General features: G+C 59.8%; 15 protein-coding genes. 9 read left to right on the plus strand and 6 right to left on the minus strand.

What is annotated here, in order from left to right; all coding sequences use genetic code 11:
* Positions 1-192: 192 nt before the first annotated feature.
* On the minus strand, positions 193-2,370 hold the full coding sequence (locus ACOYXE_RS25200) for a malate synthase G (protein WP_160059680.1): 2,178 nt from the start codon (positions 2,368-2,370) through the stop codon (positions 193-195).
* A gap of 504 nt (positions 2,371-2,874) precedes the next feature.
* On the opposite strand from ACOYXE_RS25200, the gene ACOYXE_RS25205 reads away from it, so the two are divergent.
* Complete coding sequence (locus tag ACOYXE_RS25205) at positions 2,875-3,393, plus strand: glycine cleavage system transcriptional repressor (RefSeq protein ID WP_160059679.1); 519 nt, start codon at positions 2,875-2,877, stop codon at positions 3,391-3,393.
* A gap of 223 nt (positions 3,394-3,616) precedes the next feature.
* On the opposite strand, the gene rarD is transcribed toward ACOYXE_RS25205, so the two are convergent.
* From rarD to ACOYXE_RS25230, 5 genes are all read right to left on the minus strand, one after another.
* The gene (gene rarD, locus ACOYXE_RS25210; protein ID WP_160059678.1) at positions 3,617-4,504 is read right to left on the minus strand and encodes an EamA family transporter RarD; all 888 of its coding nucleotides are present in this window, start codon (positions 4,502-4,504) and stop codon (positions 3,617-3,619) included.
* 205 nt (positions 4,505-4,709) lie between these two features.
* On the minus strand, positions 4,710-5,684 hold the full coding sequence (locus ACOYXE_RS25215) for a serine/threonine protein kinase (protein ID WP_016983182.1): 975 nt from the start codon (positions 5,682-5,684) through the stop codon (positions 4,710-4,712).
* Between the two features lie 167 nt (positions 5,685-5,851).
* On the minus strand, positions 5,852-7,753 hold the full coding sequence (locus ACOYXE_RS25220; protein WP_160059677.1) for a PhoX family protein: 1,902 nt from the start codon (positions 7,751-7,753) through the stop codon (positions 5,852-5,854).
* 70 nt (positions 7,754-7,823) lie between these two features.
* A complete protein-coding gene (locus ACOYXE_RS25225) occupies positions 7,824-8,588 on the minus strand; it encodes a TOBE domain-containing protein (protein WP_460926802.1) in 765 nt (254 codons plus the stop codon).
* Between the two features lie 176 nt (positions 8,589-8,764).
* Entirely contained in the window at positions 8,765-9,499 is a 735-nt protein-coding gene (locus ACOYXE_RS25230; RefSeq protein ID WP_460926803.1) for a phosphoribosyltransferase family protein, read from the minus strand.
* Positions 9,500-9,590: 91 nt separating this feature from the next.
* Between ACOYXE_RS25230 and bioB the strand changes: the two genes are divergently transcribed.
* From bioB to ACOYXE_RS25270, 8 genes are all read left to right on the plus strand, one after another.
* Positions 9,591-10,646, plus strand: coding sequence for a biotin synthase BioB (gene bioB / locus ACOYXE_RS25235; RefSeq protein WP_460926804.1), 1,056 nt, complete (start codon positions 9,591-9,593; stop codon positions 10,644-10,646).
* Between the two features lie 148 nt (positions 10,647-10,794).
* Positions 10,795-11,973: an 8-amino-7-oxononanoate synthase gene (gene bioF / locus ACOYXE_RS25240; RefSeq protein ID WP_137217376.1), complete on the plus strand. Its 1,179-nt coding sequence runs from the start codon at positions 10,795-10,797 to the stop codon at positions 11,971-11,973.
* The gene (locus ACOYXE_RS25245) at positions 11,966-12,697 is read left to right on the plus strand and encodes an alpha/beta fold hydrolase (protein WP_160059673.1); all 732 of its coding nucleotides are present in this window, start codon (positions 11,966-11,968) and stop codon (positions 12,695-12,697) included. The genes bioF and ACOYXE_RS25245 overlap by 8 nt, the downstream gene beginning before the upstream one ends.
* Positions 12,690-13,499 (plus strand): malonyl-ACP O-methyltransferase BioC, encoded by an 810-nt coding sequence (bioC, locus tag ACOYXE_RS25250; RefSeq protein ID WP_160059672.1) that lies wholly within the window; start codon positions 12,690-12,692, stop codon positions 13,497-13,499. Before ACOYXE_RS25245 ends, bioC begins: the two co-directional genes overlap by 8 nt.
* Positions 13,496-14,176: a dethiobiotin synthase gene (gene bioD, locus ACOYXE_RS25255; RefSeq protein ID WP_460926805.1), complete on the plus strand. Its 681-nt coding sequence runs from the start codon at positions 13,496-13,498 to the stop codon at positions 14,174-14,176. Before bioC ends, bioD begins: the two co-directional genes overlap by 4 nt.
* Positions 14,177-14,283: 107 nt before the next feature.
* Positions 14,284-14,580 carry a pyrroloquinoline quinone biosynthesis protein PqqE gene (locus ACOYXE_RS25260; RefSeq protein WP_160059671.1) on the plus strand — a complete coding sequence of 99 codons (297 nt, stop codon included), beginning with the start codon at positions 14,284-14,286 and terminating at the stop codon, positions 14,578-14,580.
* A gap of 275 nt (positions 14,581-14,855) precedes the next feature.
* On the plus strand, positions 14,856-16,661 hold the full coding sequence (locus ACOYXE_RS25265; protein WP_077574793.1) for a phenylacyl-CoA dehydrogenase: 1,806 nt from the start codon (positions 14,856-14,858) through the stop codon (positions 16,659-16,661).
* A 299-nt stretch (positions 16,662-16,960) separates the two neighbouring features.
* Positions 16,961-18,250, plus strand: coding sequence for a GGDEF domain-containing protein (locus ACOYXE_RS25270; RefSeq protein ID WP_095050296.1), 1,290 nt, complete (start codon positions 16,961-16,963; stop codon positions 18,248-18,250).

Raw genomic sequence — 18,250 nt, forward strand, 5'->3', positions numbered from 1 at the left:
ACTTGAAATTACCGAGTCGAACTCAGAACTTGAAGCTTCCCCAATCTGCTCCCTTTCCCCCTCGCCCCTTGGGGGAGAGGGCTGGGGTGAGGGGGATGGATCTCAAGCCCACCACCAAAATCCAATCCAACACAAACAAAAAAGCCCTGATCACTCGATCAGGGCTTTTTCATGTCCGGCATTCAGCGCAAGTTACAGGCCGTTGGCCTTCTTGAACTCGCGACGACGACGGTGCAGCACCGGCTCGGTGTAACCGTTCGGCTGTTTGGTGCCTTCGATCACCAGTTCGACCGCCGCCTGGAAGGCGATGTTGCTGTCGAAGTTCGGTGCCAGCGGACGGTACAACGGGTCGTTGGCGTTCTGACGATCAACCACCGGCGCCATGCGCTTGAGGCTTTCCATCACTTGCGCTTCGGTGACTACGCCGTGGCGCAGCCAGTTGGCGATGTGCTGGCTGGAGATACGCAGCGTGGCACGGTCTTCCATCAGGCCGACGTCGTTGATGTCCGGCACTTTCGAGCAGCCAACACCCTGGTCGATCCAGCGCACCACGTAACCGAGAATGCCCTGGGCATTGTTGTCCAGTTCGTTCTTGATCTGCTCTGGCGTCCAGTTCGGGTTGACCGCCAGCGGGATGGTCAGGATGTCGTCGACGGACGCGCGAGCACGTTTGGCCAGTTCGGCCTGACGGGCGAACACGTCGACCTTGTGGTAGTGCAGCGCGTGCAGTGCAGCGGCAGTCGGCGATGGAACCCAAGCGGTGTTGGCGCCAGCCAATGGGTGCGCGATTTTCTGCTCGAGCATCGCGGCCATCAGATCCGGCATCGCCCACATGCCTTTACCGATTTGCGCACGACCTTGCAGGCCGGTGCTCAGACCGATATCGACGTTCCAGTTTTCGTACGCGCCGATCCACTTCTCAGCCTTCATGTCAGCCTTGCGCACAACCGGGCCGGCTTCCATGGAGGTGTGGATTTCGTCGCCGGTGCGGTCGAGGAAACCGGTGTTGATGAACACCACGCGCTCACTGGCAGCCTTGATGCAAGCCTTGAGGTTGACCGTGGTGCGGCGCTCCTCGTCCATGATCCCGACTTTCAGGGTGTTGCGCGTAAGGCCCAACACGTCTTCGATGCGACCGAACAGCTCGTTGGTGAACGCCGCTTCTTCCGGACCGTGCATCTTCGGCTTAACGATGTAGACCGAACCGGTGCGGGTGTTGCGGCGCGAGGTGTTGCCGTTGAGGTTGTGCATCGCCGCGAGGCAAGTGACCAGACCGTCGAGGATGCCTTCCGGCACTTCGTTACCGTCTTTGTCGAGGATCGCGTCGATGGTCATCAGATGGCCAACGTTACGCACGAACAACAGCGAACGGCCATGCAGGGTCACTTCACCGCCATTCGGCGCGGCGTAGGTGCGGTCCGGGTTCATGGTGCGGGTGAAGGTCTGGCCGCCCTTGGAAACGGATTCCGAAAGGTCGCCCTTCATCAGGCCGAGCCAGTTGCGGTAGATCACCACTTTGTCGTCGGCATCGACGGCGGCCACGGAGTCTTCGCAGTCCATGATGGTGGTCAGCGCGGCTTCCATCAGGATGTCTTTGACGCCGGCGGCGTCGGTCTGGCCAACCGGGGTGCTGGCGTCGACCTGGATTTCGAAATGCAGACCATTGTGTTTCAGCAGGATCGCGATTGGCGCGTTGGCGTCGCCCTGGAAACCGATCAGTTGTGCATCGTCGCGCAGGCCAGTGTTGCTGCCGCCCTTGAGGGTGACCAGCAGTTTGCCGTCAGCGATTTTGTAGCCGGTCGAGTCAACGTGAGAGCCAGCAGCCAATGGCGCAGCTTCGTCGAGGAAGGCACGAGCGAAGGCGATGACTTTGTCGCCCCGCACCTTGTTGTAGCCTTTGCCTTTTTCCGCGCCACCGTCTTCGCTGATCGCGTCGGTGCCGTAGAGGGCGTCGTACAGCGAACCCCAGCGGGCGTTCGAAGCATTGAGAGCGAAGCGGGCGTTCATCACCGGCACAACGAGTTGCGGACCGGCGGTGCGGGCGATTTCATCATCGACATTTTGCGTCGTTGCCTGGAAATCAGCCGCTTCTGGCAGCAGATAACCGATTTCTTGCAGGAAGGCTTTATAGGCCACGGCGTCGTGCGCCTGACCGTTGCGTTCCTGATGCCAGGCGTCAATACGAGCCTGGAAGTCATCGCGTTTGGCGAGTAGGGCTTTGTTCTTCGGCGCCAGGTCATGAATGACCTTGTCGGCACCTTCCCAGAATTTGTCGGCGGTGAGGCCGGTACCGGGAATGGCTTCGTTGTTCACGAAGTCGAACAGGACTTTGGCGACCTGCAGGCCACCGACTTGAACGTGTTCAGTCATTGCTTGCCTCACTCTGCTCAGCTATTTCGCTTTTCAGCTCTTCAATTTTGACAATGAAGCCTCTGGCCATTTAAACCACAAACCTGCCGACCAGTACATGCCATTGCTGGCGGCTGGGCTGGGACCAATCAACGGCTTGGGGCCTTGCTGACGGGGCTTTCAGGGTTGCGAACAGGCCTTGGGCAGACATCGATCCGGCGTTATGTAGTGCGCGCTGCGGCATACTACATGATGAGTTGCGCTTGTGAAAATCAGACTAATTACGTCGTTCTGCGACCTCATGTCGCATTGCGGTCACATCGCGGAACGGGATGTTCTCAAAAAACCATTGGATTGTTCCAGCTAAATATAAAAAGTTGTACACATAAATAGTATTTGGCTGCTATGGCAGCGGTTTATGTGAGAGCGAGCCTGCTCGCGAAAGCATCGGTCGCCTCAACGCAAAATCGACCCTTGCCTATACTTCCCTTTCTATAACAAAAGTCATGAAAAGAGGGCTGCGCCATGGACCATCTCGTACTCACCGTGTTTGCCCCGGACAAGCCCGGACAGGTCGAGCGCATCGCCCAATGCATCGCCGAACACGGCGGTAACTGGTTGGAAAGCCGCATGTCGCGGATGGCCGGGCAGTTCGCCGGGATTCTTCGGGTGGGCGTACCGGCGGAGGCTTACGACGAATTAGTCGATTCCCTACAAGCACTGTCTACGCATGGCATCCGCGTATTGATTGCCGAGAGTGGTATCGAGCAGTCCTGCACCTGGAAACCGATCGCCATGGAGTTGGTGGGCAATGATCGGCCGGGGATTGTGCGCGACATCACCCGCTTGCTGAGCGAGCAGGGCGTCAACCTTGAGCGGCTGGTAACCGAAGTGCGCCCGGCACCGATGAGCAGCGAGCCGCTGTTCCATGCCGAGGCGATTCTCGCGGTACCGCTGACCTTGTCGCTCGATGTCTTGCAGTCGCGTCTGGAAACCCTGGCCGACGATCTGATGGTCGACCTGGTGTTACGCACAGACGTTTAACTGCGACTGCGGTTATCCAGTTTAAACGTGCACCTGCCTGTGGATAACCTGTAGAGACACCCCGCAACGCGAGGCCCGCCGTGGCTTTGCTGCAGCTGATCAAAAAACCGCCAACATTCAGTGAGTTGCGCACAAACGGCGGGGATCACGCTGTGGATAACCTTGGGAAGGAACGATGCAGGCCACGAGAACCGTGGCCTGTGAGGGTTTGTGCGTTTTTTGATCAGCTGCGCCGGCGCAAACTGATCACGGCGTCGACGCTATAAACGGCCAGACCGGCCCAAATGAAGATGAACGCGATCAGTGTGCTGGACGAGAGATGCTCACCGAACAACAGCACGGCTTGCAGCAGGACCAGGGTCGGGGCGAGGTATTGCAGGAAACCGATCGTGGTGTACGGCAAGTGGCGCGTGGCGGCGTTGAAGCACACCAGCGGCACCAATGTCACCGGACCGGCCGCCACCAGCCACCAGGCTTGGGACGTGGTCCAGAACTCCGGTTGAGCGCTGGTCGCGGTCTGGTTGAAGAGCAGCCAGGCAATCGCGATCGGCACCAACATCCAGGTTTCCACCACCAACCCCGGCAACGCCTTGACTGGCGCCTGTTTGCGGATCAGACCGTAGAAGCCGAACGTCAACGCGAGCACCAGCGACACCCACGGCAGACTGCCCACCTGCCACACCTGTTGCGCCACACCAACCGCCGCCAGACCGACCGCAATCCACTGCATCCGCCGCAAGCGTTCGCCGAGGATCAACATCCCCAACAGCACGTTTACCAAGGGGTTGATGTAGTAACCGAGACTCGCTTCGAGCATGCGCCCGTTGTTCACTGACCACACGTAGGTCAGCCAGTTGGCCGCGATCAGCGTACCGCTCAAGGCCAGAATCGCCAGACGTTTGGGGTTGTCGAGCAACTCGCGCAACCAGCCCGGGTGTTTCCACACCATCAGCAACAGCGCACCAAACAGCGCCGACCACAACACCCGATGGATGATGATCTCGGCCGCCGGCACTTCGGCAATGGCTTTGAAGTAGATCGGGAACAGGCCCCAGATGATGTAGGCACTCAGGCCCAGAATGTACCCGCGACGCGGGTTGGCGGCTTGCATGCAGAATCCTTGCTCAGGCAGCTGACAAAGGAGGGATTGTAAGGAGATTCGTCGGCGAGTGCCGTAGTGCAAAGGTCGGGAAATTGTGAACAGCGGGCAATTGTGGGAGCGAGCCTGCTCGCGAAGGCGTCGTTTCCGTCGACATCACTGTTGAATGTCAGTCCGTATTCGCGAGCAGGCTCGCTCCCACAAGGATATTGGTGAATCAGAAGAGTTTCAGCGGTTCTTCATTCAGTGCCGACAGTTGCTCACGCAACGCCAACACCTGATCGCCCCAATACCGCTCGGTGCCGAACCACGGGAAACTGTGCGGAAACGCCGGGTCATCCCAGCGCCGCGCGAGCCAGGCGCTGTAGTGCATCAGGCGCAGCGCGCGCAGCGGTTCGATCAGCGCCAGCTCACGCGGGTCGAAATCGTGAAACTCGTTGTAGCCGTCCATCAATTCCGACAACTGCCCGAGGCATTCCTGACGATCCCCGGCGAGCATCATCCAGATGTCCTGCACCGCCGGGCCCATCCGGCAGTCGTCGAGGTCGACGATGTGGAACATCTCGTCGCGGCACATCATGTTGCCGGGGTGGCAGTCGCCGTGCATGCGGATGTTCTGGTGCGGCGTGTTGGCGTAGGCATCTTCCACGCGCTTGAGCAGGTCGCGGGCGACGGACTCGTAGGCCGGCAGCAGGCTTTTCGGAATGAAGTTGCCTTCGAGCAAGGTGTTCAGCGAGGCGTGGCCGAAGTTCTGCACGGCGAGGGCTTCACGGTGTTCGAACGGCTTGGTCGCGCCGACCGCGTGAATCCGCCCGAGCAACTGGCCGAGGCGATACAACTGATCGAGATTACCCGGCTCCGGCGCCCGGCCGCCGCGACGCGGGAACAGGGTGAAGCGGAAACCGGCATGCTCGTGCAGGGTTTCGCCGTTGTGGATCAGCGGCGCCACGACCGGGATTTCGACGTCGGCCAGCTCGAAGGTGAACTTGTGTTCTTCGAGGATGGCTTCGTTGGTCCAGCGCTGCGGGCGGTAGAACTTGGCGATCAGCGGCTCGGAGTCTTCGATGCCGACTTGATAAACGCGGTTTTCATAGCTGTTGAGCGCCAGAATGCGCGCATCACTGAGGAAACCGATGCTTTCAACGGCATCGAGGACGAGGTCGGGTGTGAGGGTTTCAAACGGGTGGGCCATGCTGACTCCTGCGCGCAGCAGGCTGCCGCGTCCGGCCCAGCATGGTAGCGCAGATGGCTGCGGGGGAGTTGGTTGGTGTCTGTGCTGGCGCCATCGCTGGCAAGCCAGCTCCCACATTTGGAGTGCAATTCCCCTGTGGGAGCGAGCCTGCTCGCGAAGGCGATGGATCAGGCGCCGACGATCCCACCATCCTCACGGGTAATCGCCATCACCGAAGACCTTGGCTTACCATTCGGCAAATGCTCAGGGAAGGTCGAACCACCGTTCTCCCCCGGATGCTGAATCCCGACAAACAGGGTTTTCTGATCCGGCGAGAAACTGATCCCGGTGACCTCACAACCAATCGGCCCAACCATGAACCGACGAATTTCACCGGTCTTGGGGTCGGCGCACAGCATCTGGTTATTGCCCATCCCGGCAAAGTCCCCAGCGTTACTGGAGTCGCCATCGGTGAGAATCCACAAACGCCCGGCCTTGTCGAAGCCCAAGCCATCCGGGCTGTTGAACATGTTCTGCGGGGTGATGTTCTTCGAGCCGCCCTTCGGCGTCCCGGCATGCACGCCCGGATTACCGGCGACCACAAACAGATCCCAGGCAAACGTCTTCGCCGCATGATCGTCGCGGTCGGTGCGCCAGCGCAGAATCTGTCCGTAGACGTTTTTCTCACGCGGGTTCGGTCCGCCCACCGGCTGGCCGTCCTCGCCACGCTTGGCGTTGTTGGTCAGTGTGCAATAGACCTGGCCATCCTTCGGGCTGACGACGATCCATTCCGGGCGGTCCATGCGCGTCGCGCCGACGACACTAGCGGCGAGGCGTGCATGGATCAGCACTTCGGCCTGGTCGGCGAAACCGCTGCTGGCGTCGATGCCGTTTTTGCCGTGGGTCAGCTCGATCCACTGGCCCTGGCCTTTCGGGTGATCGGGGTTGCTGTCGCCATTATCGAATTTCGCCACATACAGGGTGCCGTGGTCGAGGATGTCGCGGTTGGCCTTGGCGTTGCGGTGGTTGATGCGGTCGCGGCTGACGAATTTGTAGATGAATTCGCCACGCTCGTCGTCGCCCATGTACACCACGGCGCGACCGTCGTCGGTCTCGGCCAGTGCGGCGTTTTCATGCTTGAAGCGGCCCAGCGCCGTGCGTTTGACCGGGGTCGATTGCGGGTCGAACGGATCGATCTCGACCACCCAGCCGTGACGGTTGAGTTCGTTGGGGTTTTTCGCCATGTCGAAGCGTGGGTCGTACGGGTGCCAGTTGATCTCGCGGCTGGCGACCGAGACGCCGTAGCGCTTTTGCGCCGGGTCGAACTGTTGCTGGGCATTGCTGCTGCCGAAACAGTCGGTGAAGTTTTCTTCACAGGTCAGGTAAGTGCCCCACGGGGTTTTACCGTTGGCGCAGTTCTGGAAGGTGCCGAGAACTTTCTTGCCGTGTTTGTCGGCAGCGGTTTTCATCAGGTCATGACCGGCCGCCGGGCCGCTGATACGTAGCGGCGAGTTGCCGTGGATGCGCCGGTTGTAGCGCGAGCCCTGAACGAACTGCCATTGACCGTTCTTGCGCTGCACTTCAATCACCGAAACGCCTTCGCAGGCCAGCGCCTTGCGCACGTCTTCGGCCGATTGCGGCATGCCGCCGTGCGGGTAGAGGTAGCGGTAGTTGGTGTATTCGTTGTTGATCGCCATCAACGCGCGGTTGCGGTCGTCGGGGAAGGCGAACAGGCTCATGCCGTCGTTGTTGTCGCCGAACTGCACTTCCTGTGCGGCCGCGGTGCCGTTGCCGCTCGGGTCGAACGCCGGGCCGTTTTTTTGCAATGGCTGGCCCCAACTGATCAGCACCGAAGATTTGTAGCCCTTGGGCAGCGTGATGACGTCAGTGGTCGCGGCGGGAATGCTCTCGAAACCGAGCAAGCGGCTGTTGCCAGCACTGACACCGGTGGCCAGTGCGCTACGGCTCAACAGACTGCCGCCGAGGAACATTGCCGCGCCGCACAGTGCACCGGCACCGATGAAACCGCGACGGCTGAGGCCGACCATTTTTTCCAGGTCAGTGGATTGGTTTTCTTCTAATAGGCTCACATCAGGCTCCCTGCTTGGTTTTGGCAGCTACCTTAATGAGCGTCGATGACGCTTTCGTTGCAGCGCCGGATTACAGCGGCGTGCCGATCAGCACATTGGACGGCGAAAACTGCACCTGCACCGGTTGCTCTACTGTCAGCCCGCGAGTGCGCAAGTCCAGCGGGTCCGCCAACGCGCAGAGGGTATGGCCGTTGGGCAGGGTGATCCGCACTTCGCTCGGGCCGTCTTCGGCGTCGAGAATCGCTTCGATGGTGCCGTTGAGAAGATTGTGACCAGACGTTGCAGATTGCTCGCTGCTCAGCAATTCCAGCCAGCCGGCCTTGATCAGGGCCACCACTTCGGTGCCGGCCTGCAGCTCCAGATGCAGGGTGCTGTCGTGGGTGATCTGCGCGTCAAGGTGCAGCCCTTCAGCCAGTCCGAGGCGGATCAGATCGTTGCGGCCCTGCGCTTCAATCGCCACGACTTTGCCGTGCAACTGATTGCGTGCACTGGTTCTGAGCATCAAGCGACCGAGCAGATCCAGATCGCTGGCATCCTCAGCGGCTTCCAAAACCTGGGCCTGCAAGGCTTGCAGCTTTTGATAAAGACGCAGGACGCGTTCGCCCTCGCTGGACAGTTTTGCACCGCCGCCGCCCTTGCCACCGACGGCGCGTTCGACCAGAGGTTTCTGCGCGAGGTTGTTCAATTCATCGATGGCATCCCACGCCGCTTTGTAGCTCAGGCCTGCGGTCTTTGCGGCGCGGGTGATCGAGCCTTGTTCGGCGATGTGTTGCAGCAAAGCGATGCGCTGCGGACGGCGGACGATGTGCTGGGACAACAGGGAAGGCATGGACATGAATGGGGGCTTTTTAGCTGTGGCGGTGGGAAGTGAAGTTCGCCGCTTGCAACGCCAGAGTCAAGCCAAACCCAATCCCCTATAGGAGCTGCGGCACGCTGCAATCTTTTGATCTTTAAAAACAAGATCAAAAGATTGCAGCGTGCCGCAGCTCCTACAGGGGGGATGTGTTGGCTTCAGGTTCCGGGTTTTGGCGTGCGGGCCAGGCAGTAAACGTCAACTCTTGCTGCGCCGGCATTCATTAACAATCTAGCTAACGCTTGGGCCGTGGCGCCGGTCGTCAGCACATCATCGATCAACGCCAGATGTCGGCCCTTCACCTGTGCATCGGGATTGAGGCTGAAGGCTTGCAGCAGATTGCGTTTACGCGCCTTGGCGTCGAGATCCTGCTGTGCGTCGGTCTCCTTGACTCGCCGCAGAACCTGTTCTTCGCACGGCAGATCCAGCGACTGACTCAACCACCGCGCCAGCATCGCAGCCTGATTGAATCCGCGTTGACGCAGGCGCTTACTCGCCAGCGGCACCGGCAACAATGCATCCGGCCTTGGCAAACCCTCATCGAAGCGATGTAGCAGGTATTCTCCGAGAACGTCGGCGAGCAGGTGGCCAAACGGCCATTTCGCGTTGTGTTTAAAGCGCGTAATCAAACTGTCAACAGGGAAGCCATACAGCCATGGCACGACCACCTGTTCGAACGCCGGCGGCTCTAGCAGGCACTCGCCGCAGGTCAGGTCCGCTGTGGATAACGGCAAAGCGCAGGTGATGCACTGCTCGCCGAGCCATGGCAGATCGGTTTCGCAGGCCACGCAGATTGGCATTTCTGCTTCTGCCGGCTCATCGCAAAGCAAGCAGACCTGTACATTATTTAAACAGATGTAAACCGGTCCTTCGTATCGTGGTTGACAGCGCATGACTCTTCCTTAAATATGCCGAACATCCGTGTCGCGCCTGTGGGTATTCCGTTCCCGCAGCCGCTAGCCAAGCATAACCAAGGAACTACCCATGAGCGCGAGCACCACCGCCACCCTGCGTCACGACTGGTCCCTGGCCGAAGTCAAAGCACTCTTCGTACAGCCATTCAACGACTTGCTGTTCCAGGCGCAAACGGTGCACCGCGCACATTTCAACGCCAACCGCGTGCAGGTCTCGACCCTGCTGTCGATCAAGACCGGCGCCTGTCCGGAAGACTGCAAGTACTGCCCGCAGTCCGGTCACTACAACACCGGTCTGGAAAAAGAAAAGCTGATGGAAGTGCAGAAAGTCCTCGAAGAGGCTGCCCGCGCCAAGGCCATCGGCTCGACGCGTTTCTGCATGGGCGCGGCGTGGAAACACCCGTCGGCCAAAGACATGCCGTACGTACTGAAAATGGTTGAAGGCGTGAAAGCCATGGGTCTGGAAACCTGCATGACCCTGGGGCGTCTCGATCAGGATCAGACCGAAGCGCTGGCCAAGGCCGGACTCGATTACTACAACCACAATCTCGACACCTCGCCTGAGTTCTACGGCAGCATCATCACTACCCGCACCTACAGCGAGCGCCTGCAAACACTGGCCTATGTACGTGAATCGGGAATGAAAATCTGCTCCGGCGGCATCCTCGGCATGGGCGAGTCGCTGGATGACCGCGCCAATCTGCTGATCCAGTTGGCCAACCTGCCGGAGCATCCGGAATCGGTGCCGATCAACATGCTGGTGAAAGTCGCCGGTACGCCGCTGGAAAACGCCGAAGAGATCGACCCGTTCGACTTCATCCGCATGCTCGCCGTAGCGCGCATCCTCATGCCGCAATCCCACGTGCGCCTGTCTGCCGGCCGCGAAGCGATGAACGAGCAGATGCAGGCCCTCGCATTCTTCGCCGGCGCCAACTCGATTTTCTACGGCGACAAGTTGCTGACCACCGCCAACCCGCAGGCGGACAAGGACATGCAACTGTTTGCGCGCCTGGGCATCCAGCCGGAAGCCCGAGAAGAACATTCCGATGAGGTTCACCAGGCCGCGATCGAGCAGGCACTGGTTGAGCAGAAGAGCAGCGAGCAGTTCTATAACGCCGCCGTCTAACCGCAACTTGAAATGCAAAACCCCTGTAGGAGTGAGCCTGCTCGCGATAGCGGTCTGACATTCACCATTGATGTCGGCTGATACACCGCCATCGCGAGCAGGCTCACTCCTACATAGGATGTGTGTCATTAAAAAAGTCGAGGCCTGCATGTCTTTCGATCTCGCCGCACGCCTTGCTGCTCGTCGTGCCGAAAACCTCTATCGCCAGCGCCCGCTGCTTGAGTCCCCGCAGGGACCTGAAGTGGTGGTCGACGGCAAACCGTTGCTCGCCTTTTGTAACAACGATTACCTCGGTCTGGCCAATCACCCGCAAGTCATCGAAGCCTGGCGCGCCGGTGCTGAACGCTGGGGCGTCGGTGGCGGTGCATCGCATCTGGTTATCGGCCACAGCGGCCCGCATCACGCACTGGAAGAAGCATTGGCTGACCTCACCGGTCGCCCGCGTGCGTTGCTGTTCACCACTGGCTACATGGCCAACCTTGGTGCCGTTACGGCTCTGGTCGGGCAGGGCGACACGGTGCTGGAAGACCGCCTCAATCACGCTTCGTTATTGGATGCGGGTCTGTTATCCGGGGCGCGTTTCAATCGCTATCTGCACAACGACGCGGTGAGTCTGGCCAAACGTCTGGAGAAAGCCACCGGCAATACGTTGGTGGTCACCGACGGTGTGTTCAGCATGGACGGCGACCTCGCGGATCTGCCGGCGCTGGCCCGTGAAGCCAAGGCCAAAGGCGCGTGGTTGATGGTCGATGACGCTCACGGTTTCGGGCCGCTGGGTGCGAATGGCGGCGGGATTGTCGAGCATTTCGGTTTGAGTCAGGAGGATGTGCCGGTACTGGTTGGCACCCTCGGCAAAGCGTTCGGCACAGCAGGCGCCTTCGTCGCGGGCAGTGAAGAGCTGATCGAAAGCCTGATCCAGTTCGCCCGTCCGTACATCTACACCACCAGCCAGCCACCGGCGCTGGCCTGCGCGACGCTGAAAAGTCTGGAGCTGCTGCGCACTGAACACTGGCGTCGTGAGCATCTGCAAACGTTGATTCGCCAGTTCCGCCAGGGCGCCGAGCAGATCGGCCTGGAACTGATGGACAGCTTCACGCCGATTCAGCCGATCATGATTGGCGATGCCGGGCGCGCGGTGCGCCTGTCGCAGATGTTGCGCGAGCGCGGATTGATGGTCACCGCAATTCGTCCGCCGACCGTGCCTGCCGGCAGCGCTCGCTTGCGCGTAACCCTGACCGCCGCGCACAGCGAGGCGCAGGTGCAGCTATTGTTAGAGGGACTGGCCGATTGCTTTGCCCAACTGTCGTCGGAGCCAAGCCATGCGTGATCGCCTGATTCTGCTGCCCGGTTGGGGTCTCGGTGTGTCGCCGATGGAGCCTCTGGCCGCAGCATTGCAAGGGCTCGACGAGCATCTGAACGTGGAAATCGAGCCGCTGCCGGAGCTGGATTCCAGCGACCTGCAAGACTGGCTCGATGAACTCGATGAACGTATTCCTCAAGACGTTTGGCTCGGTGGCTGGTCGCTGGGCGGCATGCTCGCGTCCGAACTGGCGGCGCGCCGTGGCGAGCGTTGCTGCGGTTTGCTGACGCTGGCGAGCAATCCTTCCTTCGTTGCCCATGAACAGTGGCCGAACGCGATGCCCGGCGAGACCTTCGATGCGTTTCTCGCCGGTTGCCAGGCCGATCCGCGCACAACTCTCAAACGGTTCTCGCTGCTCTGTGCTCAAGGCGCGCAAGATCCGCGCGGCTTGTCGCGATTGCTGTTGGGCGGCGCGCCGAACACCGCGCCGGCGGCGCTGATGGCGGGCCTGGAATTGCTCGCGCAACTGGACACCCGCGAAGCACTGCAAGCATTTCGCGGTCCGCAATTTCATCTGTTCGCCGGACAGGACGCTCTGGTCCCGGCGGAAGCGGCGGGGGCGTTGTTCGCCCTGTTGCCGGATATCGAAATAGGTCTGATCGAACAGGCCTGTCATGCGTTTCTTCTGGAAGACCCCCACGGACTGGCGGGTGCTATCCAGGCTTTTCTACATGAGTGCGGTGATGACTGATTTGTCTCTTGTGCTGCCTGGCGGCTTGCCTGACAAACGCCAGGTCGCGGCCTCTTTTTCCCGCGCGGCGGCCAGTTACGACAGCGTCGCCGAGTTGCAACGTGATGTCGGTACACAGTTGATTGAGCGTTTGCCGCAGGAATTCGTGCCGGCGCGTTGGCTGGATCTGGGTTGTGGCACGGGTTATTTCACCCGCGCGTTGGCTTCGCGGTTTGCCGAGGGCCACGGTCTGGCGCTGGACATTGCCGAGGGCATGCTCAATCACGCGCGGCCATTGGGCGGCGCCGACCATTTCATTGCTGGCGATGCGGAGCGGCTGCCGTTGCAGGATTCAACCTGCGATCTGATTTTCTCCAGCCTCGCCGTGCAGTGGTGCGCGGACTTCGATGCGGTGCTCAGCGAAGCCTTTCGCGTGCTGAAACCGGGCGGGATTTTTGCGTTTGCTAGTCTTTGTGTAGGGACGCTGTTTGAGTTGCGCGACAGCTGGCGGCAGGTCGACGGGCTGGTGCACGTCAACCGCTTCCGCGAGTTCGCCCGCTATGAGCAGTTATGTGCCTCCAGCGGTTTACGGGCGTTGAGCCTGAAGCAACAACCGCACGTATTGCATTACCCGGATGTCCGCAGTCTGACCCATGAATTGAAAGCCTTGGGTGCACACAATTTGAATCCCGGAAGGCCGGGTGGTTTGACCGGGCGGGCGCGGATTCTCGGGCTGGTGGAAGCTTACGAGCAGTTCCGTGAGGCGTCGGGGTTGCCGGCGACTTATCAGGTGGTCTACGCCGTGTTGGAGAAACCCGTATGAGCGCAGCCTATTTCATCACCGGAACCGACACTGACGTCGGCAAGACCACCGTTGCCGCCGGGTTGCTGCATGCGGCACGTTCTGCGGGGCTGAGTACGGCGGCGGGCAAACCGGTGGCGTCAGGGTGTGAAGTGACGCCCAAGGGGCTGCGCAATTCCGATGCGTTGGCGCTGTTGGCCGAATGTTCGCTGCCGCTGACTTATCAACAGGTCAATCCCGTGGCGTTCGAGCCTGCGATTGCTCCGCACCTGGCAGCGCGCGAGGCCGGAGTAGCGTTGACCGTGCAATCGCTGCTGGCGCCGATGCGCGAGATTCTGGCGATGAATGCCGATTTCACTCTGATCGAAGGCGCGGGCGGCTGGCGGGTGCCGTTGGCTGATCAGGACAATCTATCGGATCTGGCGATTGCGCTGAAGCTGCCGGTGATTCTGGTGGTGGGCGTACGGCTGGGGTGCATCAGTCATGCGTTACTGACGGCCGAGGCGATTGCCCGTGATGGGCTGCAGTTGGCCGGGTGGGTGGCGAATATCATTGATTCGAAGACTTCGCGGCTGGAAGAAAACCTCGCGACGCTGGCCGAGCGGATTCCGGCGCCGTGTCTGGGGCGCGTGCCTAAACTCAAGACCTTGAGCGCGGAAGCGGTGGCGGATCATTTGCAATTGGATCTGCTCGACTAAGCTTTTCTCTATGGGCAGGCACTGTGCCATTAGTGTTTTTGACGGGTGTTTTTCTGGCGCCTCTGCTTCAATGGCGTCATTGATCCTTCCCAAGGATGAGAAATGTTATGGAAATCTCCGGTAACACAGCTTTTTATGCAGGTCTGAGCTCGATTCAGAACGGGCAGAACCGCGTCGATCAGGCTGCCAGCCAGATTGCCAACAATACTATCGAGCGCTCGGTGACCAGCCAGTCGTCCGAAGTGCAGGTTGACCGTCTACGCGGTGTGGATCGTGCCCAGCAATCGGATCTGGCCAGCAATATGGTCGAGATGTCCCAGGGCAAGATCCAGGCAGAGCTGGGCGTGAAGGTCGCCAAGGCGTCCGACGAAGTGCTCGGTACAATCATCGATACGTTTGCCTGATCTTTTTCCAATCTGCATTTTGAACGCCGCGCCTTGTCGCGGCGTTTTTCGTTGTAAGTCCTTCTCCCTCAACTAATCTTTTTTCAGCGCCCGTGGCTCGTTCAAGTCTATGGCGGTTTGCTGCGTCCGCTGTTTGAAAGATACGGGGACGAACGGCAAAAGATCGATGCTTGACAAGATTTCGGCGTAAACGTATGTTTCAAACAACTGTTTGACCGTCACAACAAATCAACACGGTCGTTCATTCCCGGTTACATCAGCAGAGGTTTATCGCTATGCCTGACTACAAGGCCCCCTTGCGTGATATTCGCTTCGTTCGTGACGAACTGCTCGGCTACGAAGCGCACTATCAGAGCCTTCCGGCTTGCGCAGACGCAACTCCGGACATGGTTGACGCCATTCTCGAAGAAGGCGCCAAGTTTTGTGAGCAGGTACTGGCACCGCTGAACCGCGTGGGCGATCTCGAAGGTTGCACCTGGAGCGAGTCCGGCGTGAAAACCCCGACCGGCTTCAAAGAGGCTTACAAGCAATTCGTTGAAGGCGGCTGGCCAAGCCTGGCGCACGACGTTGAGCACGGCGGCCAAGGCCTGCCGGAGTCGCTGGGTCTGGCAGTGAGCGAAATGGTTGGCGAAGCCAACTGGTCGTGGGGCATGTACCCAGGCCTGTCGCACGGTGCGATGAACACCATCTCCGAGCACGGCACTCCAGAGCAGCAAGAAGCCTATCTGACCAAACTGGTCTCCGGCGAATGGACCGGCACCATGTGCTTGACCGAACCGCACTGCGGCACCGACCTGGGCATGCTGCGCACCAAGGCCGAACCTCAGGCCGACGGTTCCTACAAGGTTTCCGGCACCAAGATCTTCATCTCGGCCGGCGAACACGACATGGCCGACAACATCGTCCACATCGTGCTGGCCCGCCTGCCGGACGCACCGGCTGGCACCAAAGGCATCTCGCTGTTCATCGTTCCAAAGTTCATGCCGAATGCCGATGGCACCGTCGGTGCACGCAACGCTGTGACTTGCGGTTCGCTGGAACACAAGATGGGCATTCACGGCAACGCCACCTGCGTGATGAACTTCGACGGCGCTACTGGTTACCTGATCGGCCCGGCGAACAAAGGTCTGAACTGCATGTTCACCTTTATGAACACCGCTCGTCTGGGGACTGCACTGCAAGGTCTGGCCCATGCCGAAATCGGTTTCCAGGGTGGCCTGAAATACGCTCGCGACCGTCTGCAAATGCGCTCGCTGACTGGCCCGAAAGCGCCGGACAAAGCCGCTGACCCAATCATCGTGCATCCAGATGTACGCCGCATGCTGTTGACCATGAAGGCTTTCGCCGAAGGCAACCGCGCGATGGTGTACTTCACCGCCAAACAGGTCGACATCGTCAAATACGGCGTCGATGAAGAAGAGAAAAAGAAAGCCGACGCACTGCTGGCCTTCATGACTCCGATCGCTAAAGCGTTCATGACCGAAGTCGGTTTCGAATCCGCCAACCACGGCGTACAGATCTACGGCGGCCACGGCTTCATCGCCGAGTGGGGCATGGAGCAGAACGTTCGCGACAGCCGCATTTCGATGCTGTACGAAGGCACCACCGGTATCCAGGCACTCGACCTGCTCGGCCGTAAAGTGCTGATGACGCAAGGCGAGGCCCTGAAAGGCTTCACCAAGATCGTTCACAAGTTCTGCCAGAACAACGAAGGCAACGAAGCCGTTGCAGAGTTCGTTGCACCGCTGGCAGCCATCAACAAAGAGTGGGGCGAGTTGACCATGAAGGTCGGTATGGCCGCCATGAAAGATCGCGAAGAAGTTGGCGCGGCCTCCGTGGACTATCTGATGTACTCCGGTTATGCCTGCCTGGCTTACTTCTGGGCCGACATGGCGCGTCTGGCCGCTGAAAAGCTGGCAGAAGGCACTGGCGACGCAGCGTTCTACACCGCCAAGCTGCAAACCGCGCGCTTCTACTTCCAGCGCATCCTGCCGCGTACCCGTACGCACGTGGCGACCATGCTGTCGGGCGCCAACAACCTGATGGACATGAAAGAGGAAGACTTCGCACTGGGCTACTAAGCCTCAACGCGGTCTATTGAAAAACCGCTGCTCCCTTGGGGGCAGCGGTTTTTTTATGCGCGGATTTCCTCCGGTCGTGGGTATTCCTGAAAGAAATTCCCGACGTGGCCATCAAGCATGATGGCCATGAAGGAGATTTCATCTCCAAGGGGGCAAAAAACCTTGGCCGAAGGCTCAGAAATCAGCGTTTCCGGCCGTTAAAGAGACTGCGTGTGATCTGGATCACATTGTGTGTGCTTAACTGGTCACATTGCAGGCACAATGCCATCTCTTTGATATGACGGGTCGGAGCTTTACCCTTGCCGCGTTCTTCCGCTGTACGTTTCAGCCATTTCCTACCATCACTGCTGTTGTTACTTGCGGGGTTGGCGGCTGCGTACGTCAAAGACCTCAGTGTGTTCTTCACTTCGCTGTTCAATGTGTTGCCGACCTTGGTGCTGCTGTTGGGTGGCGCTTATTGCGCGGTTTACCGACGTCAGCGCGAACTGTTTCTGATGCTCACGGTGTACATCGCCTACTTCTTGCTCGATACCCAGACCGATTATTACCGCGACAACGGCAAGGTCCGCGAAGACGCTGCCGTGGTGTTCCACCTCGTCTGTTTGCTGCTGCCGCTGCTGTTCGGCCTGTTCGCGGCGTGGCAGGAGCGCACGCATCTGTTTCAGGACATGGTTGCGCGCTTCGCCGTGTTGCTGGCCTTTGGCAGTGTCGCGTTGGGCCTTGAGCAAAGTTATCCCCAGGCACTGCTGATGTGGCTCTCGGAAATCCGCTGGCCGGCGCTGCACGGCGCGTGGATGAGCCTGATCCAGCTGTCCTACCCGGTGTTTATCTCGGCATTCCTGTTGCTCGCCTGGCAATACTGGCGCAATCCGCGCCCGCTGCACGCGGCGCAACTGGTCGGCCTGCTCGGCGTGTTCTGGATGTTGCCGAAAACCTTCATCCTGCCGTTCACCCTGAACATCATGTGCAGTCAGGTCATGTTGATGATTGCCGCTGCAGTTGCGCACGAGGCTTATCAAATGGCCTTCCGCGACGAACTCACCGGTCTGCCGGGTCGTCGCGCCCTCAACGAACGCATGCAGCGTCTCGGGCGCAATTACGTACTGGCGATGAGCGATGTCGATCACTTCAAGAAATTCAACGACACCCACGGCCACGATGTCGGTGACCAGGTGCTGCGTCTGGTCGCGAGCAAGCTGTCGAAAATCAGCGGTGGCGGTAGGGCGTATCGCTATGGTGGTGAGGAATTCGCCCTGGTGTTTGCAGGCAAAACCCTTGAAGAGTGCATGCCGCATCTTGAAGTGATCCGCGAGTCGATTGCTTCCTACAGCATTCAGCTGCGTAATCAGGAGAACCGCCCGCAGGATGACCAACAGGGTCGTCAGCGTCGTGCCGGCTCGGGTGCCTCCAGCGTATCGGTGACGGTGAGCATCGGCGTCGCTGAACGAGTGGAGCAGCGCAATCCGGAACAAGTGCTGAAATCTGCCGACGAAGCGCTTTACGCGGCTAAAGGCGCAGGACGTAACTGCGTGGTCGCATTCGGCCAGAACCGCCGCGGCGCGGTGCGCATGGACACGGCCGCAGGTTGA

The organism is Pseudomonas sp. MC6 (assembly GCF_054790575.1).